Source organism: Corallococcus sp. AB045, from assembly GCF_003668895.1.
In the GTDB taxonomy this organism is placed as follows: domain Bacteria; phylum Myxococcota; class Myxococcia; order Myxococcales; family Myxococcaceae; genus Corallococcus; species Corallococcus coralloides.
In genome coordinates this window covers 1-21221 of sequence record NZ_RAWN01000167.1, presented here as the reverse complement: position 1 = coordinate 21221, position 21221 = coordinate 1, and the positions used below count along the sequence as shown (strand labels likewise).

The 21221-nt window shown below is 70.6% G+C and carries 23 protein-coding genes; 10 read left to right on the top strand and 13 right to left on the bottom strand.

Translation table 11 applies throughout. The features are described 5' to 3' along the window. Positions 1-19: 19 nt before the first annotated feature. A complete protein-coding gene (locus tag D7Y21_RS30860; RefSeq protein WP_121717396.1) occupies positions 20-1471 on the top strand; it encodes a DNA/RNA non-specific endonuclease in 1452 nt (483 codons plus the stop codon). A gap of 47 nt (positions 1472-1518) precedes the next feature. Here the strand turns inward: D7Y21_RS30860 and D7Y21_RS30855 are convergent, their stop codons facing one another. The 4 genes from D7Y21_RS30855 to D7Y21_RS30845 form a co-directional block, all read right to left on the bottom strand. Continuing rightward, positions 1519-2202 carry a dihydrofolate reductase family protein gene (locus tag D7Y21_RS30855; protein ID WP_121717394.1) on the bottom strand — a complete coding sequence of 228 codons (684 nt, stop codon included), beginning with the start codon at positions 2200-2202 and terminating at the stop codon, positions 1519-1521. Between the two features lie 120 nt (positions 2203-2322). Then, positions 2323-2547: a hypothetical protein gene (locus D7Y21_RS41575; RefSeq protein ID WP_147443070.1), complete on the bottom strand. Its 225-nt coding sequence runs from the start codon at positions 2545-2547 to the stop codon at positions 2323-2325. A gap of 49 nt (positions 2548-2596) precedes the next feature. Further along, positions 2597-3085 carry a hypothetical protein gene (locus D7Y21_RS30850; protein ID WP_120561166.1) on the bottom strand — a complete coding sequence of 163 codons (489 nt, stop codon included), beginning with the start codon at positions 3083-3085 and terminating at the stop codon, positions 2597-2599. Between the two features lie 25 nt (positions 3086-3110). Next, on the bottom strand, positions 3111-3827 hold the full coding sequence (locus D7Y21_RS30845) for an NIPSNAP family protein (protein ID WP_121717392.1): 717 nt from the start codon (positions 3825-3827) through the stop codon (positions 3111-3113). A 91-nt stretch (positions 3828-3918) separates the two neighbouring features. On the opposite strand from D7Y21_RS30845, the gene D7Y21_RS30840 reads away from it, so the two are divergent. The 4 genes from D7Y21_RS30840 to D7Y21_RS30820 all read left to right on the top strand — a co-directional run bounded on the left by D7Y21_RS30840 (position 3919) and on the right by D7Y21_RS30820 (position 8183). Continuing rightward, positions 3919-5475 (top strand): PLP-dependent aminotransferase family protein, encoded by a 1557-nt coding sequence (locus D7Y21_RS30840; RefSeq protein WP_121717390.1) that lies wholly within the window; start codon positions 3919-3921, stop codon positions 5473-5475. Between the two features lie 185 nt (positions 5476-5660). Continuing rightward, a complete protein-coding gene (locus D7Y21_RS30830; RefSeq protein ID WP_121717389.1) occupies positions 5661-6236 on the top strand; it encodes a hypothetical protein in 576 nt (191 codons plus the stop codon). Continuing rightward, positions 6209-7294 (top strand): MBL fold metallo-hydrolase, encoded by a 1086-nt coding sequence (locus D7Y21_RS30825; protein ID WP_121717387.1) that lies wholly within the window; start codon positions 6209-6211, stop codon positions 7292-7294. The genes D7Y21_RS30830 and D7Y21_RS30825 overlap by 28 nt, the downstream gene beginning before the upstream one ends. Continuing rightward, positions 7281-8183 carry a hypothetical protein gene (locus D7Y21_RS30820; protein WP_147469421.1) on the top strand — a complete coding sequence of 301 codons (903 nt, stop codon included), beginning with the start codon at positions 7281-7283 and terminating at the stop codon, positions 8181-8183. The genes D7Y21_RS30825 and D7Y21_RS30820 overlap by 14 nt, the downstream gene beginning before the upstream one ends. Here D7Y21_RS30820 and D7Y21_RS30815 read toward each other — a convergent pair. From D7Y21_RS30815 to D7Y21_RS30800, 4 genes are all read right to left on the bottom strand, one after another. Continuing rightward, a complete protein-coding gene (locus tag D7Y21_RS30815) occupies positions 8180-8698 on the bottom strand; it encodes a Uma2 family endonuclease (protein ID WP_304984665.1) in 519 nt (172 codons plus the stop codon). The genes D7Y21_RS30820 and D7Y21_RS30815 overlap by 4 nt on opposite strands. Before the next feature lie 121 nt (positions 8699-8819). Beyond that, the gene (locus D7Y21_RS30810; RefSeq protein WP_120561173.1) at positions 8820-9401 is read right to left on the bottom strand and encodes a Uma2 family endonuclease; all 582 of its coding nucleotides are present in this window, start codon (positions 9399-9401) and stop codon (positions 8820-8822) included. Between the two features lie 51 nt (positions 9402-9452). Beyond that, positions 9453-10493 carry a class I SAM-dependent methyltransferase gene (locus D7Y21_RS30805; protein WP_120561174.1) on the bottom strand — a complete coding sequence of 347 codons (1041 nt, stop codon included), beginning with the start codon at positions 10491-10493 and terminating at the stop codon, positions 9453-9455. 43 nt (positions 10494-10536) lie between these two features. Then, positions 10537-10869, bottom strand: a complete 333-nt coding sequence (locus tag D7Y21_RS30800; RefSeq protein WP_120561175.1) for an MXAN_6627.5 family MYXO-CTERM protein — start codon at positions 10867-10869, stop codon at positions 10537-10539. A gap of 125 nt (positions 10870-10994) precedes the next feature. Between D7Y21_RS30800 and D7Y21_RS30795 the strand changes: the two genes are divergently transcribed. Beyond that, positions 10995-12317 (top strand): response regulator, encoded by a 1323-nt coding sequence (locus D7Y21_RS30795; protein WP_120561176.1) that lies wholly within the window; start codon positions 10995-10997, stop codon positions 12315-12317. 49 nt (positions 12318-12366) lie between these two features. Here the strand turns inward: D7Y21_RS30795 and D7Y21_RS30790 are convergent, their stop codons facing one another. Next, positions 12367-13008 carry a hypothetical protein gene (locus D7Y21_RS30790; protein ID WP_120561177.1) on the bottom strand — a complete coding sequence of 214 codons (642 nt, stop codon included), beginning with the start codon at positions 13006-13008 and terminating at the stop codon, positions 12367-12369. A 57-nt stretch (positions 13009-13065) separates the two neighbouring features. Here D7Y21_RS30790 and D7Y21_RS30785 point away from each other — a divergent pair, with 57 nt between their 5' ends. From D7Y21_RS30785 to D7Y21_RS30770, 4 genes are all read left to right on the top strand, one after another. Next, positions 13066-13563: a hypothetical protein gene (locus D7Y21_RS30785; RefSeq protein WP_120561178.1), complete on the top strand. Its 498-nt coding sequence runs from the start codon at positions 13066-13068 to the stop codon at positions 13561-13563. 59 nt (positions 13564-13622) lie between these two features. Further along, positions 13623-14249, top strand: a complete 627-nt coding sequence (gene bcp, locus D7Y21_RS30780) for a thioredoxin-dependent thiol peroxidase (RefSeq protein ID WP_121717383.1) — start codon at positions 13623-13625, stop codon at positions 14247-14249. 230 nt (positions 14250-14479) lie between these two features. Then, positions 14480-15001, top strand: coding sequence for a hypothetical protein (locus tag D7Y21_RS30775; protein ID WP_147469420.1), 522 nt, complete (start codon positions 14480-14482; stop codon positions 14999-15001). Between the two features lie 137 nt (positions 15002-15138). Beyond that, positions 15139-15510, top strand: coding sequence for a hypothetical protein (locus tag D7Y21_RS30770; RefSeq protein WP_147443073.1), 372 nt, complete (start codon positions 15139-15141; stop codon positions 15508-15510). On the opposite strand, the gene nagZ is transcribed toward D7Y21_RS30770, so the two are convergent. From nagZ to D7Y21_RS30750, 4 genes are all read right to left on the bottom strand, one after another. Beyond that, a complete protein-coding gene (gene nagZ, locus D7Y21_RS30765) occupies positions 15507-16571 on the bottom strand; it encodes a beta-N-acetylhexosaminidase (RefSeq protein WP_370039488.1) in 1065 nt (354 codons plus the stop codon). The genes D7Y21_RS30770 and nagZ overlap by 4 nt on opposite strands. A 652-nt stretch (positions 16572-17223) precedes the next feature. Continuing rightward, a complete protein-coding gene (locus tag D7Y21_RS30760; protein WP_121717377.1) occupies positions 17224-19323 on the bottom strand; it encodes a BatA domain-containing protein in 2100 nt (699 codons plus the stop codon). Further along, the gene (locus D7Y21_RS30755; RefSeq protein WP_120561184.1) at positions 19320-20201 is read right to left on the bottom strand and encodes a DUF58 domain-containing protein; all 882 of its coding nucleotides are present in this window, start codon (positions 20199-20201) and stop codon (positions 19320-19322) included. The genes D7Y21_RS30760 and D7Y21_RS30755 overlap by 4 nt, the downstream gene beginning before the upstream one ends. 12 nt (positions 20202-20213) lie before the next feature. Beyond that, a partial coding sequence (locus D7Y21_RS30750; protein WP_199735517.1) for a MoxR family ATPase occupies positions 20214-21221 on the bottom strand: 1008 nt, incomplete at its 5' end.

The window sequence follows — 21221 nt, the reverse complement described above, 5'->3', positions numbered from 1 at the left end:
CCCCGAGGACGTTCACCGCATGTCGTCGCGAATCCCGACGCGAGTCTCCACCCCGCGCCCCACGCCCGCGAATGCGGCTGTCCCCACCGCCGCGCCCGCGAACACCGCGGTGCCCGCCGGGGCGGACGCTCCCGTCAGCGCGCCCGCGTCCAATGTCGTGGCGCCCACGGGGGGCAGCTGGAAGCGCTCCGCCACCAAGGAGGTGGCCATCTCCGACCTCCAGCAGAAGTTCGGCTGGACGGACGAAAGCTGGCAGGGGCGCCTGCTGCACGCCGCGGACGAGGGCGCTGACGGAAGCCGGACCTCGAACGGCAAGGTGTCCGCGAAGGAGCTGGAGGCCTACCTCTCCGCGCCCACGGACGCGCAGTTCCTCACGTCCACGGCCCTCCAGCAGCAGCGCGCGGCGCTCGACGCGAAGCTCGCGGGGGGCGCGCAGTCCGCGAAGGTGGACAGCTTCGACAGCCCCTGGCAGCAGTCCGTGGCGAAGCGCGCGGACCTCCTGGGCGGCAACGGCGACGGGGAGCTCTCCGCGGACGAGCTGACGGCCTACATCAACGCGTCCAAGGCGAACCAGGCCAAGGGCACGGGCACGGCCGCGAACACGCAGTGGGTGCCCGACCAGCAGATGGCCACCTTCCAGAGCCGCGTGGCGGAAGTCGCCGGCGAGGTGGATCCACTCCAGGGCGTGGGCCAAAGCGGCGCGACGCCCGGCCTGAACATGGTGAAGGAGTACTCGCGCACGCTGATGGACACGGACAAGAACGTGCCCACGTTCGTGAGCTACATGCTGTCCGCGGCGGACGTGAAGGAGACGCCCGCGGACGTCAGTCGGCTGGACAGCACCTTCGTGCGCGACCCGGAGCTGAAGCAGGGCGGCGTGGTGGACTCCGACTACAACAACACCGGTTTCGACCGGGGGCACATGAAGCCGGCCGAGGACTCGCCCACGCAGGCGGCGATGAACGAAAGCCACTACATGAGCAACATCGCGCCCCAGCACGGCAACCACAACCAGCAGGTGTGGCGCACGCTGGAGCGCGGCGTGTCGGAGATGGTGAAGGAGACCGGCGGCAAGGCCTACATCGTCACGGGCAACCTGTACCTGGACGACAAGGGCAAGCCGCTGCCACCCGAGTCCCTCCAGACGACGGGCTCGAAGGCCGACCGGCAGATCGCGGTCCCCACGCACAACTTCAAGACGGTCCTCCTGGAGCTGCCCAACGGCAACCTGTCCATGTTCGCGTACATGGTGCCGAACGAGAAGGATGGCCCGTCCAAGAAGGAGGGCATCCTCCCGCTGCTCCAGCAGTCGCGCGTGCCGGTGGACCAGATTGAAGGACTGCTGGGCCAGGACCTCTACGCGCAGCTGCCCAAGAGCGTGCAGGACAAGCTGGAGAAGGACACGTCCGCCGCGGGCGTCTTCCAGCAGCAGAGCCTCTACGAGTCCGCCACGCTGCTGCGCGCCCCCTGAGCAGCTGCCGGGGGCCGCACACGCTGGACAGGGGGCACCGGGAAGGCTCAGCGCCGCACGCGGTACCGGAGCCACACGATGCCGGAGTCGCGGCGCTCCACGTGGGTGAGCTCCAGCGCTGCGCCCGCGCCGGTGGAGCCCTGGGGCCGGTCGAAGAGGGTCGGGGTGCCGGGCAGGCCGTCGGCGGTGGGGTGCACGAGCAGGCTCACCTCGTCGATGAGGCCCGCGGCGAGGAATGAGCCGTTGATGCCGCCGCCACCCTCCAGCAGCACGGTCTTGATGCCGAAGGTGTCTCCGAGCTTCTCCAGCACGCGGGCGAAGTCGATGTCCTGCTTGCCGCCGAAGACATAGGAGACGCCGCGCTCGCGCAGGTGGGCGAGGTGCGCGTCGGGGACGGACTCGGTGAGCACGACGACGAGGTGATCATCGTCGATGGCGCCGGACTCCCAGCTCAGCTTGCCGTGGGCATCCAGGGCGATGGCGTAGGACTCCGCGTCCTTTCGAGCGACGAAGTCCGTGCGGGGCAGGGGCGACGCGGGAGCGGGCTTGGGCACGTCCCCTTCGGCGGCGAAGTCCTCCATGGTGATGCGGCCGCACATCCAGGCGTCGGCGTCGAAGGTGTCCGCGGTGCGCTCGTATTCACCGCGCATCGACGCCGGGTCGGGCCAGTGCTTGACGACGATGCGCCCGTCGATGGACGAGACCATGTGGCAGATGACGTGGGGCTTCATCGGGTGACTCCGGAGCACGGCCCGCCTTCAGGTGGCGGGCGGCGGAGCGCGGATGGTTCCCGAGGCGCCACGGCCTGTCGAACCGGTTCCGCGCCGGTCCGTTCACAATCCCGCGAGCCGTTACTGCGTCGCGCCGGGAGTGTCGGAGGCCTCGGCGGTGGAGGCTTCCTCCTCCGTCTTCGGCGCTTCGAGGGGTGCGGGCTCCGGCTTGCCCACCCGGATGACCACCGGGCCGGATCCGGTGGGCTGGGTCGAGAGCCGGCTCCTTGTGGGCGTCGGGCCAATTCCCACGTAGGAACAGCCGGCCAGGGCGAACAGCGGAACAGCGGCGAGCAGTCGGCGCATGAACGCATCCAAGCGGACGTCCTGGTGGGAAGTCCAGTGATGGCGGCGTTCAGTCGGTGGCCGTCGCGCGGGTGAACTCCATCACCCAGTTGGTCTCCCAGCTCTCTCCGTCGAGGGAGAAGGCCTGCTCCCACCGCGCCCGGTCGTTGCCCAGGCGGGTCCAGTGGAACACGACCTGGACCGGGCGGCCTCCCTCGGTGTCCTCGCCGTAGAAGCGGCCGTGGTCGCCGGTGAAGCCTCCGTGCACGGGTGGCTGGAGCACTGCGTGGCGGCTGTCGATCCAGTGGATGGACCAGCGGCGTTCCCGCACGTCGAACAGGCGCAGGGCCATGCCGGAGAAGCCCCGCTCGAAGACGGTCTCCTCGACGTTGGACAGGCCGCCCAGGTGGGGCTGGCAGCGCATCCTGGACGTGAACACGTCCCAATCGTCGCTGCCCGTCAGCCGTTGCTTGAGCTTCCGGTTCACGCACGTCCATTCGCCCATGAGGAAGTCGAAGTCGTGCACGTCGCCCGTGGGCAAGGGGGGAAGGGGCTTCATGGCGTGGTCCTTTCGGGGGAAATGGTCAGCGCAGCTCGGAGCGCGCGGTGGGGGCCAGCGTCAGGCGTTCGAGTGGCGCGCTCAGCCACGGTTGGAGCGGCTCCGCCCAGCCCTTCGCAGCGGCTCTGCGTCGAAGGTGCTCGGCATCCGGGAACACGGTGAGCCAGGCGAAGACGTGCTCTCTCGTGCGCACGGGCAGGGCAGGGAAGGTGTTCTCCGCGGGCTCGGTCTGGAACAGGGCTTTCGGCGTGGCGCCCAGCTCCGTGAGCACCGGGCGCACGTGCTGTTCGAAGCAGGCGGTGAGGGCTTCATCGGCGGGAGCCTTCAGGTAGCAGAGCGTCACCTCCACCCGGGAGTCGGGACGTGTGTCCGCGTCTGGCGGCGGCCGGGGCGTGCCTGGATGCACGAGGCCCGTGTCCGACCGCACTGGCCGCAGGAGGAGGACGTTGTCGGAGTCCAGCATGGTCACGTTCGCGGCGTTGCGGTGCTCCTTCCACACCGGGCCGCCGTAGAACGCGCTCAGCGCTTCGCGCCGTGAGGCCATGTCGCGGAAGCCTCGCAGCCACACGAACCGGTCCGGACGGTCCTCGTCGCGGAACTGACCGACGACGTGCATGCCGGTGGCTTCCTGCGACTCGATGAAGGCCTGCTCGAAGAGCGAGATGAGCACGTCCCGCTGACCGGGATGCAGCGTGTACTGGCGCAGCTCGAGGACCGAGCAGCAGGGTGGCTGGGACGGCATGGGGGCTTCCGGGGTGCGGGTGCGGAGACCATCCTTGTCAGGGAACTGGTAGGGTCATGAAGACCACTTCCGCCAGGACTGGCCATACCAGTTGAAAACCTCCAACGGCGTCGCGTCCTCGCTCCTCCTGCGGCTCGACTCGCGGAGTCACATGCCGCTCCATGAGCAGCTCTTCGAAGGCATCCGTGCGCGCATCCTCGCGGGAGCGCTGGCACCCGGGCTGCGGCTTCCTTCTTCCCGTCAGCTCGCCACCGAGCTGGACGTGGCCCGCAGCACCGTCCTCCAGGCGCTGGACGCGCTCACGGCGGAGGGCTACCTCGTGGCCCAAGCGGGTTCCTGCACGCGCGTCGCGCCCGAGCTGCCCATCCTCTCCGGAGACCGGAGCCGCGAACCGGGGCGCCCTGCTGCCGCACGTGCGTCAAGCTCCGGGGAACGGGGGCCTCGGCTTGCTGCCTCCGCACGGGCGCTGAAGCCCACACCTGTCGGTGCTCCGCGCCTCGGAGCCGCGCCTCGTGCGTTCCGGCCCGGAGTGCCCGCGCTGGACCTGTTCCCCACCGCGCTCTGGGCTCGCACGGTGTCTCGCGTCCATGCTCGCGCGAGCACGGGGTTGCTCGACGGGGGTGACCCTTCGGGCCATGCGCCGCTGCGCGAAGCCATCGCGACCCATGTGTCCGTGTCGCGGGGCGTGCGCTGCTCCCCGGAGCAGGTCTTCATCACGGCGGGCACCCAGCAGGCCTTCGATGAAGTGCTCCGGCTCGCGCTGAACCGTGGGGACTCCGTCTGGGTGGAGGACCCTGGCTATCCCGGCGCCCGTCGCGCCGTGCTCGCCGCCGGAGGACGTCCGGTGCCCATCCCCGTGGATGGGGACGGACTCGATGTGGGCGCGGGCCTGACTCGCGCGCCTCGGGCCCGGGTCGCGCTGGTGGCTCCTTCGCACCAATACCCGCTGGGCGTCACGCTGAGCCTGGCGCGGCGGATGGCGCTGCTTCGGTGGTCCGAACGCACCCGCTCGTTGATCATCGAGGACGATTACGACAGCGAGTTCCGGCACCGCGGCCGTCCCCTCACCGCGCTCCAGGGACTCGATGACGTCGGCTGCGTGGTCTACGTGGGCACGTTCAGCAAGTCGATGTTCCCCGGCCTGCGCCTGGGCTTCCTCGTCGTGCCGTCCTCGCTCGTGGACATCTTCTCCGCCGCACGCGCCACATCGCCCGCGCCCGCCTCCACGCTGGAGCAGGCCGCGCTCGCCAGGTTCCTCGCGGAGGGCCACTTCGCCCGTCACCTGCGCCGCATGCGCGCGGCCTATCGGGAGCGCGGTGAGGCCCTGCTTGATGCGCTGGTCGCTGAAGGCTCGGGTGTCCTGGCGCCACGTCCGTGTGACACAGGCATGCAGCTGTGCGCGTCCCTTGCTGCGCCGCTGTCCGACCTGCGCGTCCGCGACGAGGCGGCGCGTCTGGGCGTGGAGGTCGCCGCCCTGTCCGATTACTTCCTCGGCAGGCGAAGGGACGCAGGCCTCGTATTCGGCTTCGGTGGCGTGCGCCCGGACGACATGCGCACCGGGACACGAGCCCTGGCCCGGGCAATCGAAGCCGCGCGCCGCCGCGACCTCCGCACCTCCCCACCGCACCCGAGAGGACTTCCCCGATGAGCGACTCCCTCCCCGTGAAGCCCTGACCCACGAGATGGGTCCGGACGGCGAGCAGTGGAAGGACAGCACCGAGAAGGGGTGGTCCAAGATGCTGGGTAGGCTGGACACGTGGCTGTACGAGGCTCCGGCCATCGCCCAGTAGCGCTGACATCCCTTCCCGGGCGCGGGCCGTCTACGATGGCGCCATGACCTGGCGTTCCCTCTTCCTCTCGCTGGTGCTGCTGTCCGCATGCGGGCAGCGGCGCAGCGACCCCGCCCGCGTGGCGGAGGACCTGATGCGCCCCGCGCCCTTGGGAGCCTTCGCCGCGGGCACGCCTCCGGTCTCCACGGAGGACTGCACGGTGCGCACGGCGAAGCAGTGCTTCGACCAGGCGCTCACGCTGCTGGCCACGAACGCGCAGGGCCCGGAGCGGCTGCGCGCGTTGTCGCTGATGGGCAAGGCCTGTGACGGGCAGGTGAAGGACGCCTGCTCCTGGCTGTCCCAGCACGTGAAGGAGCCCCGGCGCGTGCGCGGCGGCCCACCGGACGACCCCGTGTTCCAGGAGGCCTTCGAGCACTGGCGCGAAGGCCGCAAGCACCACGTGCGCGTGACGTGCCGGCTGGTGCAGGGCGGCGTGCCCCAGCAATGCGAGGTGCGGGAAGCGACGCTGCCCCCGGACCTGCTGGCGCAGGCGCTCGCCAGCATCCAGGCTTCGCGCTACGTGCTGCCCACCCTCGACGGAGAGCCCTTCGAATGCGACTGGACCATCGTCATCAAGTGACGCGGATGTGGCCCGTGCTGGCCCTGTCGCTGCTCACCGGCTGCTTCGCCGGCACCGTGCACCGGGGCCCGGTGACGGACCACTTCGACGGCGAGTCGTTCCAGAACATTGGCGACGCGCCGAAGCTGTCTCCGCTCACGCTGATAGCGGCCGTGATGGAGGAGAGGCGCGGCCCCTGGCGCGACTACGCGGAGGAGCCCGCCGGCCCGAAGCCGCCGGAGCGCGTGGGCCCGGGCGAGCTGCGCGTGACGTTTATCGGCCACGCCACGGTGCTGCTCCAGGCGGACGGGGTGAACGTGCTCACGGACCCCATCTATTCGGAGCGGGCGAGCCCCGTGTCCTTCGTGGGCCCCAAGCGCGTGAGGCCGCCGGGCATCCGCTTCGAGGACCTGCCGCCCATCGACATCGTGGTGGTGAGCCACAACCACTACGACCACATGGACCTGCCCACGCTGCGGCAATTGGAGGCCGCGCACCATCCGCTCTTCCTCGTGGGCCTGGGCAACCGCGAGCTGCTCATGGATGAGGGCTTCCAGCGCGTGGAGGAGCTGGACTGGTGGCAGTCCGCGAAGAGTGGTCCCCAGGCGTTGAAGGTGTGGGCGGTGCCCGCGCAGCACCGGTCGAACCGGGGACTGACGGACCAGGAGGAGACGCTGTGGGCGGGTTATGTGCTGGAGACGTCCGGAGGCCCGGTGCTCTTCGCTGGCGACACGGGGCTGGGGCCGCACTTCGACCGCATCGCGGAGCGCTTCGGGTCCATGCGCCTGTCGGTGCTGCCCATCGGCGCGTTCCGTCCGCGTGTACTGCATGCGGTGCACATGGGGCCGGAGGACGCGCTGAAGGCGCACCACGTGCTGCGCTCGGGCACGTCCGTGGCGATGCACTACGGCACCTTCCCCATGGCGTGGGATGGCCAGGACGAAGCGAGGTACCTGCTGTTGCGGCTCTTGCTGAAGGAGGAGGTACGGCCGCGCTTCTGGGCGCTCGGCTTCGGCGAGGGCCGGGACGTGGCGCCGCTGACAGCCGGGAGTGATGGACGGGCTGATGCCGGACGCTGAAGGCGCGGTGCCGCCGGAGGTGGAGGCGAAGGAGAAGATGGACCGGGCGCGCGCGTGCATCCGCGCGGGGGAGCTGGAGGAGGCGATTCCGCTCTGTGACGAGGTGTACCGGCGCTTCACGTTGTCGAAGGTGCCGGCGCTCCAGCTCCAGGTGGCTCGGGCGTTGGGGCACCGGGGCGCGGCCATCGCGGAGCAGGGGATGTTCAACGAAGCGCTGGTCCACTTCGACGAGGTGGAGCGCCGCTTCTGGAGCCCGCGCAGGCAGGAGCTCTGGGAGGGCGTCGCGTGGGGGATGCTGTACCGGGCCCGCGTGCTCCTGGAGATGGACCGGGAGGACATGAGCAGCAACTGGCTGGAGCGGATGCTGAGCCGCTTCAAGGCGTTCGCGCAGCGGCCCGACCTGCGCATCCCGGTGGAGATGGCGCGAACGGCGGTGGTCGCCGCGCACAACCAGGGGCTGCGCTTCGAAGAGGCGCTGAGCCAGTCCGAGGCGCTCCTGAAGGAGTACGACGGAAACACCGAGCCGTTCCTGGTGGAGCAGACCGCGTCGGCGATGTTGGGGCGAGCCGTCGCGCTTCAGGGCCTGGGGCACGTGGACGAAGCGCTGGAAGCGTTCGACGAAGTGGACGTGCGCTACTGCGAGGACACGGACCCGAGGATGCGAGCCCTGGTCTCCACCGCGCTCATGGGAAGGGCGCTCGTGTTGCTCAGGGAGGAGTTCCTCCCGGAGGCCCTGGGCGCGCTCGACGCCATCCTCGAACACGCGGGCCCGAACCCGGGACGGCGTCTGCTGGAGCCCGTGAACTTCGCGAAGTTCCACCGCGAGGTCGTCGAGCGTGAGCTGCAACTCGAACGCGAGCGGGCCGCGCGCAGGCCGAAGCCTCGCTAACCCGGAGGCGGAAGGGATTTCCAGAGCCAGCCCAGCCGCAGGTCCCGCTCTTCGAAGGGCGGGGCACGGATGAGGTCATCCTCCTCGCCGTAGACGCCCACCTCCACCCAGAGGCCATCCCGCAGCTCGCTCACGGTGAGCGTGCGCGCGTCCAGGTCCACGAACCACAAGTGCTTGATGCCGATGCGTGCGTAGAACGGCCGCTTGATGCGTGTGTCGTAGGCCCGCGTGGAAGGTGAAAGGATTTCACACGCCCAGTCAGGGACGTCCGTCCACTGCCCTTGGGGCATCAGGGGCACCCGTTCGCGCCGCCAGCCTGCGAGGTCGGGACTGAGTTCTGGAGAGCCGCCCACCCGGATGCCGGGCTCTGCCATCAGCCACCAACTGCCCGGCCCTTCACGGTTCAACTGGAATGCATCATCCAGCTCCCGGAGGAGCCTGTACTCGAAATGGCCATGCGCGGCGAGCGGCCGCGCATGCGTGTACATCGTCCCATCGATGATCTCGCCTACCACGCCCTCGGGCAGAGCTTCGATGTCAGCGAAGGTCGCAGGACCATCGAGTGGTTTCGCGCCATAGGCCATGCCCGAAGTGTGGGGTTGGCAGCACGGTCTGACAAGCAGGCCGGGCGGGCGCTCAGGACGCATCAGTAACCGGCCACCACTCGCCGAGCCGCAGCTCGATGGCGTCGAACGGTGCCGCGCGGATGATGTCGTCCTCGCCGTACACGCCCATCTCCACCCAGCGCCCATCGTGCAGCTCGCTCACGGTGAGTGTGCGCACCTCCAGGTCGATGAACCACAGGTGCTGGACGCCGATGCGCGCGTAGAACGGCCGCTTGATGCGCTGGTCATACGCCCGCGTTGACGGCGACAGGATTTCGCAGACCCAGTCTGGTGCGATCTTGCACCTTCCGCCGGGAAGCACGGGCACTCGCTCGCGCCTCCATCCTGCGAGGTCCGGACTGAACTCCGGCGCTCCCTCCACCTGGATGCCCGGCTCCACCAACACCCACCAACCGCCCGGGCCATTCTGGCCGCGCTGGAAGGGGCCTCGCAGCCCTTCAATCAGTGCACCCATCAGGTCCATATGCCCGGCCCGGGGCCGCGCATGCGTGTACAACGTTCCATCGATGATCTCGCCCACCACGCCCTCGGGCAGGGCCTCGATGTCCGCGAGGGTCGCCGGACCCCCGAGTGGTTTCGCGCCATAGGCCATGCCTGGAGTGTGGAGTTACCTCCACCGTCTGACAAGCAGGCGCCGGGACCGTCAGTCCGGCTGCGCGATGATCAACGTCTGCAATGGCAGATGCCGGATGGGCCGCGTGCTCTGCACCTTGAAACCCGCGTCATCCAGGAATCCCTCGACCTCCGCGGGCGTGTACGACGCCGCTCCGGACGTGAGGAAGTAGTGCAACCCGATGAGCGGCGCGGACGTCCCTTGCGTGTCCCGCTCCTCGCGCAGGTACTCCAGCACCGCCAGCGTTCCGCGGGACACCATGGCCCCGCGCACGCGCCGCAGGAGCGCCACGTTCTGCGCGGGCGTCAGGTGGTGCATCACCTGGAACAGCAGCGCGCCGTCATACGGCCCGCCCAGCTCCGCGTTCAGCACGTCCCCTTCCTTGTGTGTCACCCGGTGCGACAGCCCCGCCTGGGCGATGATGTCCCGCCCCACGCGCACGCTGCCCTCCAGGTCCACCACCGTGGCCTTCAGCCCCCGGTGCATCCGGCACAGCTCCGCCGCGTACCAGCCGTGCGCGCCGCCCAGGTCCAACAGGTGCCTCGCGCCTCGGGGCAGGGGAATGGCCGCCGCCACCTCCGGCGAGGCCAGCCGCGCCAGCTGGTACATGGCCTGGATGTAGTCGCGCCAGCGCGGGTCGTCCGGAGCGAACTGGTGGATGTCCACCGACTGCCCGCTCTTCACCGCGGTCTCCAGCTGCCCCCACCAGTCCCACTGCGCGTAGTTGAACTCCAGGAACGCCGTGATGGCCTGCGGCGAGCGCGGGTCCAACCACCGCCGCGCCCGGGGCGCCAGTCGGAAGCGGCCCCGGCTCAGCTCCACCACCTCGCAGGCGATGAGCGCTTCCAGCAGCGCCCGCATGCCTTCCGTGCTCGTCTTGAGCCGCGCCGCCAGCGCCTCCGCCGTCGCCGCGCCGTCCGCCAGCGCCGCGTAGACGCCCAGCCTGGCCCCGGCCATCAGCGTCCGCGACGCCATCATCCCGAAGAAGGCGTGCGCCAGGGGCTGCGGCGCCAGGTTGAGGAAGTCCGCCACCCGCTCCAGGAGGTTGGTTGCCTTCAGGCCCAGCCGCATCGCGCGTCGCTCCTTGGAGTGGGGGGAGTGGGGCCTGCCGGGGCTACCGGCGGCGCCGCGAGCCTGCCACGGCGGCCACGCCCAGCACCATCAGCGCCGCTTGCGGGCCCAGCAGACAGCCCTGCGTCTCCGCCTGGCGGATGCCGGTGTACTTGCACTTGCCCGCGTTGCAGCTGAAGCGCGGCGCGCAGTCGCTGGTGCTGCGGCAGTCCGTGGGCACGCGGCCGGTGTTGTCGTCCCCTTCCGGCGAGTTCGGATCGTCCGGCTGACCCGCGTCCTGCTGCGGGCCCTCCTGCGCCAGGACCGCCATGGGGGAGAACAGGAGGAGCCCGGCCAGGAGCCCTGCCGGGGAGATGCGGGCGAGAAGGGAGGACATGAGGCGGGGGACACCCTAACGCTCCAGCGGGGCGCTTGCATCCATCGTCTGAAGCGGGCGGCCTTCCGGGGTTCCCTGGAAACGCTGGCCGCCCCGGCGTCCGAATCTGCTACGGTCCCCCCGCGATGGCGCCTCGAATCCTCGTCGTGGACGACAACCAGGAGCTCCTCTCCCTCCTCACGCAGCTGTTCGAGGACGCCGGGTATGAGGTGGTGGGCGCCAGCCGTGGCAAGCAGGCCATCGAGGCCGCCCGCGCCCAGCCCCCCGGCTGTGCTGTCTTGGACATCCTGTTGCCGGACATGATGGGCTACCACCTGGCGGACACGCTGCGGAAGGACAACCCCCAGCTGCCGCTGCTCTTCATCACCGGCGTCTTCAAGGGCGGCAAGCACGCCACCGAAGCGCGCCAGAAGTACCAGGCCGCCGGCTACTTCGAGAAACCCTTCGAAGCCCAGAAGCTGCTGGAAGCGGTGGCCAAGGTGCTGCCCGCGGAGAAGAAGGTCCCCGCCGCCTCCATGGCCGACGCCTTCGAGGTGGAGCTGGACATCGACGTGGAGGAGGAGGGCCCGCAGGACGCCATGGAGCTGACCGGCCGCATCAAGGTCACCGGCGGCGGCAACCTCACGGCCGAAATCCGCGGCGCCAACCTCACCGCCACGCCCATGCAGAAGGTGTCCACCACCCAGGTGCGGCCCCCCACGCCGGGCCGCCCGCCGGATCCGCTGCCGGTGGGCGCGGGCGCTCCGGGCAGCCGCCGGGGCGAGCTGAGGGACAACCTGCCCTCGCTGCTCACCGCCTTCTACCTGTCGCGCGAGACGGGCGAATTGGGCGTGCAGCGCGGCAAGGTGAAGAAGGTCGTCTACTTCGAGAACGGCACCCCGGTGTTCGCGCTCTCCAACCTGCTGGCGGACCGCTTCGGGCAGTTCCTGGTGCGCGTGGGGAAGATCAAACCCGAGCAGCTCCAGGACGCGTCCGCCGTCGCCGCGCAGAGCCACCGGCGCACCGGTGACGTGCTGGTGGAGCGCTCCCTGCTCAAGGACACCGAGCGGCTGTACTACGTGGGCCAGCAGGTGAAGGCCATCATCTACTCGGTCTTCTCCTGGGAGGAGGGCACGTACGTGATGAGCTTCAAGGAGAAGGCCTCCTCGGAGTCCATCAAGCTGGACGTGCACCCGGCGAACCTCATCGTCCGGGGCATCAAGAAGCTCTACAAGCCGGAGCGCCTGCGCCGCCTGCTCCAGCCCGAGGACCGGCTCATCCCCGCCGTCGCTCCCGCCTACGGCCTCAACGAGGTGGAGCTGGAGCGCTGGGAGGCGGAGCTGCTGCCGAAAATCGACGGCAACCGCGTGGTGGCGGAGCTGCTCGCGTTCGCCAACCGCCCGGAGCACGTCGTCTACGGCTTCCTGGTGTCGATGATGGCGCTGGGCATCCTGGACAAGCGCTCGTAGCGCTTCCGGTGCCGGAAAGCGGGCCTGGGGTGCTTCCGGGCCCGGCTCTTCAGACGAGCCGCGAGCCGATCCAGAACAGGCCCAGCGCGCCGGAGCCCAGCGCCACGCCGCGCTGGATCCACACGCTGATGCGCGCGTTGACCCGCGACAGGCCCTCCGCGAACAGCAGGCCCACCGCGCCCATGCCAATGAGGATGCCCAGCGCGAAGCCGGGCAGGTACGTCCACGCGGACAGGCTCATGCTGCCGCCCACCAGCAGCGGGGGCAGCGCGATGAGCAGCGACCGCACGCCGCTCACGGCCATGAAGGCACCGGCCGCGGTGCTCACGGTGTGCACGTGCTCGTGCGGCTCTCGGTCGTGACCGGGAAGGTGCGGGTGGCCGTGGTCCAGGCTGTGCGGGAAGAGCAGGGCGGTGACGGCCAGCGCCACCAGCACCGCGCCGCCAAACACCTCCGCCCACCGCTCGAAGGTCTCCGACAGGCCCACGCCCGCGACGAGGCACACCGCCGCGATGCCGCCCAGCATGGCCGCGTGGCCCAGGGCGAAGCGCAGCGCCGTCATGATGGCGACGCGGCGACGGCCGCCGCCCAGGGTGCCGAGCGTGGCCATGGCGGCGCAGTGGTCCGGCCCCAGGGCGTGGAGCAGGCCTTGGGACAGGCCGAGCAGGAAGGCGAGCAGGATGGGAGCCACGACGGCGCACCCTAGCCGTGGTTTAACCCTGTGGCCAGCAGGAGGACGTCCCACACCATGCGCATTGCCCATCCCCGAACTTCCGCCGCGCTGCTGCTCGCGGGTCTGCTCGCGCTGTCGGGCTGCTCCACCGACCCCGGTCCGGAGCAGCTGAAGAAGGCCGAGGATCGCTACCAGGAGCTGATCAACCAGAAGCTCCCCGCCCAGGACCCGGCGTGGACGGAGGTCGCCGCCCAGTTCGAGGCCGTCCCCAAGGACTCCAAGGCCCGCCCGGAGGCCGACAAGCGCCTGGCCGCGCTGAAGGCCGCGCAGGAGAAGGTTCCGCCGCGCCCCCTGGCCCGGCCCGGTGCGACGGGGCGCGGGGCCAGCGACGTGGAGGCCAAGCGCGCCGCGTGTGAATCGCTCGCGAAGAAGATGGGCGAGGCCCGCACGGACGCGACGCGCAACATGCTGCGCAAGGTGCTGGAGGGCTGCCAGGTGGACCTGGTCAAGCTGGAGGCCCACGACCACCCGCCGGGCGAAGAGGTCCATCCGCCGGGCGAAGGCGCGCGCTGAAGTCCCTGGCGCACGCGTGGAGTTGAGAAGCCCCCGGGGTCTGGGTATGGAGCCGACGCATGCCCATGCCCCAAGCAGGTGACAAGGCCCCCGGCTTCTCGCTCCCCGACCAGAGCGGCGCCACCGTCTCCCTCTCGCAGTTCAAGGGGCGGCACGTCGTCCTCTACTTCTATCCGAAGGACGCGACCCCCGGCTGCACCACGGAGGCGTGCGACTTCCGCGACGAGCACTCCGCGCTGGTGAAGGCCGGCGCGGTGGTGCTGGGCGTGTCGCCGGACAGCGTCGCGTCCCACCAGAAGTTCGCCACGAAACAGGGGCTGCCGTTCTCGCTCCTGGCGGATCCGGACCACGCGCTGGCGGACGCGTACGGCGTGTGGGGGGAGAAGTCCCTCTATGGCCGCAAGTTCATGGGCCTCATCCGCGCGACCTTCCTCATTGGCCCGGACTCAAAGGTCGTCCGCGTGTGGCCCAAGGTGAAGGTGGCCGGCCATGTCGCGGAGGTCCTGGCCACGCTCCAGGGCGGGTCGTCCTCCGACGCGGCTCCGCCCCCCAAGAAGGCTCTGGCGAAGGCTCCGGCGGCGAAGAAGGCCTCCGCGGCGGAGGCGAAGCCGGCGACTGTCAAGAAACCGGCGGCGAAGAAGGCTCCTGCGGCGAAGGGCGCGGTCCGGAAGGGCGCTCGCGCCTGAAGTGGGGCGGGCGCCGGTGCACTCCTGGCGGGACAGGGAGGCCGGGACCGTGTATTCCTGCGCCCCGTGGCTGGCTCCTCTCTTCCCGAGCGGGGCCGGCCGTTCACGATGAAGCCCTGTCGGCCCTTGGGTCGGACAGCGGGCGGCCGGCAGGGCCTGCCCTCGGGTGGATGCCCGGTGGTGGGCGAGAACGGCATGACCATTCCTCGGGGATGGCGGAGACGATGAACATGCGCGAGCGAGGCATTCAGCGGTGGATGGGGGCGGCGGCGCTGGCGGCGGGCGTGCTCTTGGGCACGGCCTGTGGCGGGCTGCCGGAGACGGGCGGCAAGCAGCCGGATGAGTCGCGGGGCAATGCCTTCGCGCAGCGTGGGACGCAGCCGGAGGCCGTCTACAACGTGGCCGAGCAGCAGGGGCATGAGAACCCCGCCGACGCGCACCACGGTGACGCGGCCGCGAAGCTGCCTCCCCACGTGCTGACGGTGGACCGGGGCTACAACTCCTCCATCGATAAGATCGGCTCCAGCATCGACCCTCGCACGCCGGAGAAGTCGGGCAAGGCCAACAACTCCAAGTGGGACGACGCGGGCGGCATGATGGCGCACCGCTACGGCGTGCTCGGCGGGGCGACCTATTCGCCCGCGGCCGAAGGGCTGGGCGGCTGGAACGTCTCCACCGCGAACGGGCTCACGCGCGGCTTCGAGGCGCCCTACTCCTACGTCAGCCCGCCCGTCTACCTGCAGGACCGGTAGTCGGACGGAAGTCCCAAGGATGCCCGTCGGCCAGCGTGCCAGCGGGCGTCCGTGCTCCGGCCCCGCCACTCCCGGTGGGGCGCCGGGGTGGCCACTCCTTCTGTCGAGGCCATGACGGCTTCTGGAGGGAGCAGGCCATGCACTCACGAAGACTTCATCACTGGACGCTGGTGGCGGTGTGCGCCGCGACGGCCGCGCTGGTCGGCCCCGGCTGCAACCGTGACAAGCCCACGATGCCTCGCGCGGGGAGCCGCTACGAGGGCGTCGCCAACACGCAGCAACCCGCGCCGCCGGGAACGGGTGGCTCGGGCGCCACCACGCCCACGGACGCGAAGGGGTCACCGCTGAAGCCGCAGCCCGCCGGGGCCCAGGGCCTGCAAAACCAGATTGGCGCGCCCGGCTTCACCACGCCGCAGGAGCCGGTGCCTGGAGACCGGGGCGGGGCCCTCCGCTTCCAGGGCCCCATGGGCCAGGGCTCCGAGCTGGGCTCCAGGCACGCCACCCACTAACGCGACGCGAGCATGACCTCCGTGGGGTCCTTGCCGGTGAACGCACTGGCGAGGCCCTCGGCCAGCGCGCGGTGCTCCGCGTCGCCCAGCGTGGCGAGCCGGTCCTCGGCGGGATGCGCGAAGCGGGCGGCGAGCGCGTCCAGGCGCCGGTGCGCTTCGGTGATGCGCTCGCGCGGGACGCGGCCGGACTCCACCGCCTTCACCAGCGCTTCGATGGCGGTGCGCTGCACGTCCGCCTTGTGGCACACGAGGAACAGGTCCACGCCCGCGAGTGTGCCCTGCACCGCGGCCTCCGCCACGGAGTAGTGGTCCGCGATGGCCTTCATCTCCAGGTCGTCGCTGACGACCACGCCGTCGAAGCCCAGCTCCTTGCGGAGCAGGTCGTGCAGCGCGCTGTGGCTCATGGTGGCAGGGACGCCCTGCTCCAGCGCGTCGAACAGCACGTGCGCCGTCATCAGCGACGCGAGCCCCGCCTTCGCGAAGGCCTGGAACGGCACCAGCTCCACGCGGCGCAGGCGCTCCAGGTCGTGCGGCAGCTTCGGCAGGGTGAGGTGACTGTCCGTCGTCGTGTCGCCGTGGCCGGGGAAGTGCTTCCCGCAGGACGCCACGCCGCCGGCCTCCAGTCCCTTCGCGAGCGCCACGCCCAGCCGGCCCACCTCCACCGGGTCGCGGCTGAAGCTGCGGTCGCCAATCACGGGGTTGGCCGGGTTGGTGTCCACGTCGAGCACGGGCGCGAAGTCCCAGTCGAAGCCCACGGCGCGCAGCTCGTGCGCGAGCAGCCGGCCCACGCGCTCGGCCAGGGCTTCGTCGCCGCGCTGTCCCAGCTCACGCATGGGAGGCAGGGCGGTGAAGGGCTCACCGCGAAGGCGCGCCACCCGGCCGCCCTCCTGGTCCACGGAGAGGATGAAGGGCCGGCCCGCGCGCGTCTTGATTTCACGGCACAGCGCGGCGGTCTCCGCCGCGGTGCCCACGTTGCGCTTGAAGAGGATGGCGCCGTAGATGCCGTCGTCCATCAGCGCCGCGAGGTCGGCGTCGATGCGGGTGCCAGGGAAGCCCACCATGAAGAGGCGGGCGCAGTCGCGATAGAGGGCGGAAGCAGGGCTCACGGCCGCGCAGTGTGGCAGAGCCCGCCGCCCATGGGGCACTGCGTGCGCATCCCGAGCGTCGGCTGCCTGTCAGGGCACGGGCCGGGCCGGCCCTCAAGCTTCCGGGCTGGGCCCCCCGCCAGCGGCGCCCCGTACAAACCTGTCCGACAGTCGGACAGGTTCTGAAGACCGAGGCCGGCAGGGGCGCTGGCCCAGCCGGGCGGAGAAAACCTGTCGGACAGTCGGACAGCTCTGGAGGACCGTGACCGGGATTGCTCCCGCCGCAGCCGGGCGGCGGAAACTGGTCGGACAGTCGGACAGGTCTTGAGGAAGCGTGGCCGAGAAGGGGCTCCCGCCGCAGCCGGGCGGCGGAAACTGGTCGGACAGTCGGACAGGTTTTGAGGAAGCGTGGCCGGGAAGGGGCTCCCGCCGCAGCCGGGCTGCGGAAACTTGTCCGACAGTCGGACAGGTTTTGAGGAAGCGTGGCCGAGAAGGGGCTCCGGTTCAGCCGGGCTGCGGAAACCTGTCGGACAGGGTGGAAGACCGGGGTTGAGGGCCGTTCGCTCCGACCGGTGGAGACCTGTCCGACTGTCGGACAGGTTTTGGAGCAGCGTGGCTGGGGGCGGAGCTACTTCCGGAGCAGGGTGCCCTCGAAGAAGAACGCCAGGCACGCGGCCAGGATGAGCCACGTCCACAGCGGCACCGCGGGCTTGTCCGCGTCCCCCGTGGAGGCCTTCACCGTGTCCTCGCCGAAGTAGGCCGTCAGCGTGTCCGGTGGCACGCGCGTCAAATCGCTCTCCGCCGGGTCCAGCGTGGCGGCGAAGTCCAGCGCGGCCACCGGCTTCCCATCCGCGCCCAGCACCGCGTGCACGCCCGGCTCCACCGTGGGGCCCGCCACGAACGAACCGTCCGGCTGTGCCTTCACCGGCAGCTCGCTGCCATCCGGCGCGCGCACGCCCGCCACCTTCTGCGTTCCCTCCGGGCGCAGCGTCACAGTCTCACCCACGCGCACGCGCACCTCCTCGCGCTCCTCCAACGAGCCCGTGAGGTACGCGGCGAAGCGCTGCATCAGCGGCAGGAAGCTCGTGCGGATGGCGAAGTCGCTCCAGTCGCGGTCCACCGTGCTGGTGAACAGCGCCACGCGCCCCTTGCCCCGGCGCGCCACCGCCACCGCGGGTGCCCCGTCCTCGTACGTGGCCAGCACCTGACTGGTGCCCGGCGCGGACGGGCTGTCCGCCTCCAGCAGCATGTACTTGTAGAAGCGCGCCCCGATGAGCCCCTCCTCCGCGCGGCCCGTGAAGGGCGCGAACAGCGGATGGTCCACCTTCACCTGCGCCAGCTTCGCCGTCTTCGTCTCCGCGTCCGGGTCCTCGCGCTCGGCGCTCGTGCGCACCAGGCGCAGGGGGCGCGGCAAGAGCGTGCCCAGCCGTGAGTTGTACGCCTCCGGGTTCACGTGGTCGCCCACGCTCACGAAGAGGCCGCCGCCGTTCTCCACGAAGGCCGCCAGCTTCCGTGCTTCCTCCTCGGACGGCGCCGTCGTGTTGAGCAGCAGCACCAGGTCGTACGCGCTGAAGTCCTCGCGCAGCCCCACCTCCGCGTCGCGCACCGCCACGTCCACCGGCGAGCCCGGCGACGTGAGCGCCGCGTCCACGAAGAAGGCCTCGTCCCGGTAGCGCGTCGCGTGCGGCGAGCCGTTCACCACCAGCGCCTTCAGCCCACGCGGCACCGGCAGCACGAAGGACCGCCGGTCGTCCTCCGCCAGCGCGTCCGGCGCGAGCGTCACCTGGCCCACCACCGTGCCGCCCTGCGGGAAGCGCACCGTCAGCGTCTTCTGCGTCGTGCCACCCGCGGGCACGTCCACGAAGCCCTTGGCTAGCGTGGACTCGCCCACGCGCACCGCGGCCTCCAGGTCCTTGGCCGGCGTCGCGCCGAAGTTTCGCACCGTGAAGGTGAACTGGTACGCGCGCGGCCCCGCCTGCAGCGCGGGCTCCACCCGCAGGTCCACCAGCGCGTGGTTGTCCAGCGACTCGCGTCCGGACGCCACGTCGCGCAGCACGACCTCCGGCTTCACCATCGTGCCCGTGGGCCCCTTCACCGTGGGCGGCGGCGCTTCCAACCGGAAGCCGGAGACCGTCATGTCGGAGACCACCACCAGGCGCTTGCCCGGCATCGGGTTCTCCTCCAGCGACCGCGCGGCCATGTCCAGGCAGCGCGACAGGTCCGCCGTGCCGTAGGTGGGCTTCGCCTCGTCCACCAGCGCGCGCAGCCGCGCCCGGTCGAAGCCCGGCGGCGGGGGCGCTTCCGGTGACGCCGTGCACACCATCACCGTGGCGGGCTCCTCCGGCAGCAGGTCCTTGAGCGCGTCGCGCGCCTCGTCGCGGCCCTTCTCGAAGTTCGACGTGCCGTCCGACCAGCGCATGGACAGCGATGCGTCCAGGATGACCGCCGTGGCCGCCGGCCCGCGCGTCACCGTGGCCGCCTGCGCGTCGCGGGTGAACTCCGGCCGCGCCAGCGCGATGGGAATCGCCAACAGGATGAGCGTGCGCAGCGCGTACAGGAGCAGCCGCTTCAGCTTGAGCCGGCTCGCCGTGCGCTTCTGGCTGCGCAGCACGAACGCGAGCGGCCCGAACGGATGCGCCCGCGGCCGGCGCCGGTCGAACAGGTGCACCAGCACGGGGATGAGCGCACCCAGCGCGCCCAGCAGGAACCACGGGTTGCCGAACGTCACCGGCGCCTCCCTCGGCGTCCAAGGAAGCGCAGCAGCACCTCATCCAGCCGCTCGTCCGTGCGCACCAGCTCGTAGTCCACGTCCGCCTCGGCGCACTTCGCCTTCACGTCCGCGAGGAACGCGCCGAACTCCTCCAGGTAGCTCTGCTTGATTTCGCGCGGGTTCACCTCGATGCGGCCCTCGCCCTCCATGTCCAGGAAGAGCGTGGGGTCGTCGAAGGGGAACGTCAGCTCCGCGGGGTCCACCAGGTGGAACACCGCCACGTCGTTCTTGCGCTGCCGCAAGGCCAGGATGCGCTTGAGCGCCTCCTGCCGTTCATCCAGCAGGTCCGACAGCACGATGACCGTGGAGCGCCGGGGCAGCACCTCCGCGAGATGATCCGCCGCGCTGCCCAGGTCCGTGGGGCCCTTGGCTTCCGTGTGCTCCAGCGCGTCCAGCAGCACGTTGAGGTGGCCGGCGGAGGCGCGGGGCGGCACGTCCTTGAACGCGCCGCCCACCATGACGGCCAGGCCCGCCGCGTCCTGCTGGCGCACGAGCAGGTAGCTGAGCGCGCCCGCGAGCGTCTTGGCCACCTCCAGCTTGGACATCGCGCCGCTCTGGTAGCCCATGGACGCGGACGCATCCACGACCATCACCGAGCGCAGGTTCGTCTCATGTTCGAAGCGCTTGACGTAGTACTTGTCGAACTTGCCGTAGGCCTTCCAGTCCAGGTGGCGCAGCTCGTCGCCGGGGGCGTACTCCTTGTGCTCGGCGAACTCCACGCTCTGGCCCTGATGGGGGCTCTTGTGGAGGCCGGACAGCACGCCCTCCATCACGGCGCGGGCGCGCAGCTTCACGCCCTGGAGGCGGGACAGCGTCTGGGCGTCGAGCAGCGCCATGGGTGGACGCGCCTAGCCCTTCACCACCGTGAGGAGCTGGTCGATGAGCTTCACGGACGTGATGCCTTCGCTCTCCGCGGTGAAGTTGGGCAGCACGCGGTGGCGCAGCACGGGCCTCGCCAGCGCCCGCACGTCCTCCACCGTGGCCACGAAGCGGCCGTTGAGGATGGCGCGCGCCTTGGCCGCGAGCACCAGGTACTGGCTCGCGCGGGGACCCGCGCCCCAGGACACGTTCTTCGCCACGAAGTCCGGCGCGCCCGCTTCCTTGGGACGCGTGTGGCGCACCAGCTCCACCGCGTAGCGCACCACGTGGTCCGGCACCGGCACGCGGCGCACCAGCTCCTGGAGGGCGAGGATGCGCTCGGGGGAGAGAATCTTCTCCAGCTTCGGCGGCGCGCCGGCGGTGGTGCTCTTGACGATCTGCACCTCCTCCTCGGCGGTGGGGTAGCCCACGTCCACCAGGAACATGAAGCGGTCCAGCTGCGCTTCCGGGAGGGGATAGGTGCCCTCCTGTTCGATGGGGTTCTGCGTCGCGAAGACGAGGAAGGGCAGCTCCAGCGGGTACGTGCGGCCACCGGCGGTGATGCGGTACTCCTGCATGGCCTGGAGGAGCGCGGCCTGCGTCTTGGGCGGCGTGCGGTTCACCTCGTCCGCGAGGATGATGTTCGCGAACAGCGGCCCCTGCATGAAGCGGAAGGAGCGGCGGCCCGTGGTCTTGTCCTCTTCCAGGATGTCCGTGCCCGTGATGTCCGATGGCATCAGGTCCGGCGTGAACTGGATGCGGTTGAAGGACAGGTTGAGCACGTCCGCCAGCGTGGAGATGAGCAGCGTCTTCGCCAGGCCCGGCACGCCCACGAAGAGGCAGTGGCCGCGGCTGAAGAGCGAAATCAGCAGGTGCTCCACCACGTCCCGCTGGCCGACAACGCGCTTTTCAATCTGCTCGACGATGGCGTTGCGGGCCTGGGCAAGCTCCTCGACGGCGCGCAGGTCCTCGGGGGTGGCGTCGGACGGGGGGAGAGG

What these genes read in the sequence shown, in the direction of transcription:
- D7Y21_RS30860 (WP_121717396.1), top strand. Translation starts at nt 20, where the DNA reads ATGTCGTCGCGAATCCCGACGCGAGTCTCCACCCCGCGCCCCACGCCC.
- D7Y21_RS30855 (WP_121717394.1), bottom strand. Translation starts at nt 2,202, where the DNA reads ATGAAGCCCCACGTCATCTGCCACATGGTCTCGTCCATCGACGGGCGC.
- D7Y21_RS41575 (WP_147443070.1), bottom strand. Translation starts at nt 2,547, where the DNA reads ATGCGCCGACTGCTCGCCGCTGTTCCGCTGTTCGCCCTGGCCGGCTGT.
- D7Y21_RS30850 (WP_120561166.1), bottom strand. Translation starts at nt 3,085, where the DNA reads ATGAAGCCCCTTCCCCCCTTGCCCACGGGCGACGTGCACGACTTCGAC.
- D7Y21_RS30845 (WP_121717392.1), bottom strand. Translation starts at nt 3,827, where the DNA reads ATGCCGTCCCAGCCACCCTGCTGCTCGGTCCTCGAGCTGCGCCAGTAC.
- D7Y21_RS30830 (WP_121717389.1), top strand. Translation starts at nt 5,661, where the DNA reads ATGACCTGGCGTTCCCTCTTCCTCTCGCTGGTGCTGCTGTCCGCATGC.
- D7Y21_RS30825 (WP_121717387.1), top strand. Translation starts at nt 6,209, where the DNA reads ATGCGACTGGACCATCGTCATCAAGTGACGCGGATGTGGCCCGTGCTG.
- D7Y21_RS30820 (WP_147469421.1), top strand. Translation starts at nt 7,281, where the DNA reads ATGCCGGACGCTGAAGGCGCGGTGCCGCCGGAGGTGGAGGCGAAGGAG.
- D7Y21_RS30810 (WP_120561173.1), bottom strand. Translation starts at nt 9,401, where the DNA reads ATGGCCTATGGCGCGAAACCACTCGGGGGTCCGGCGACCCTCGCGGAC.
- D7Y21_RS30805 (WP_120561174.1), bottom strand. Translation starts at nt 10,493, where the DNA reads ATGCGGCTGGGCCTGAAGGCAACCAACCTCCTGGAGCGGGTGGCGGAC.
- D7Y21_RS30800 (WP_120561175.1), bottom strand. Translation starts at nt 10,869, where the DNA reads ATGTCCTCCCTTCTCGCCCGCATCTCCCCGGCAGGGCTCCTGGCCGGG.
- D7Y21_RS30795 (WP_120561176.1), top strand. Translation starts at nt 10,995, where the DNA reads ATGGCGCCTCGAATCCTCGTCGTGGACGACAACCAGGAGCTCCTCTCC.
- D7Y21_RS30785 (WP_120561178.1), top strand. Translation starts at nt 13,066, where the DNA reads ATGCGCATTGCCCATCCCCGAACTTCCGCCGCGCTGCTGCTCGCGGGT.
- bcp (WP_121717383.1), top strand. Translation starts at nt 13,623, where the DNA reads ATGCCCATGCCCCAAGCAGGTGACAAGGCCCCCGGCTTCTCGCTCCCC.
- D7Y21_RS30775 (WP_147469420.1), top strand. Translation starts at nt 14,480, where the DNA reads ATGCGCGAGCGAGGCATTCAGCGGTGGATGGGGGCGGCGGCGCTGGCG.
- D7Y21_RS30770 (WP_147443073.1), top strand. Translation starts at nt 15,139, where the DNA reads ATGCACTCACGAAGACTTCATCACTGGACGCTGGTGGCGGTGTGCGCC.
- nagZ (WP_370039488.1), bottom strand. Translation starts at nt 16,571, where the DNA reads ATGGTGGGCTTCCCTGGCACCCGCATCGACGCCGACCTCGCGGCGCTG.
- D7Y21_RS30755 (WP_120561184.1), bottom strand. Translation starts at nt 20,201, where the DNA reads ATGGCGCTGCTCGACGCCCAGACGCTGTCCCGCCTCCAGGGCGTGAAG.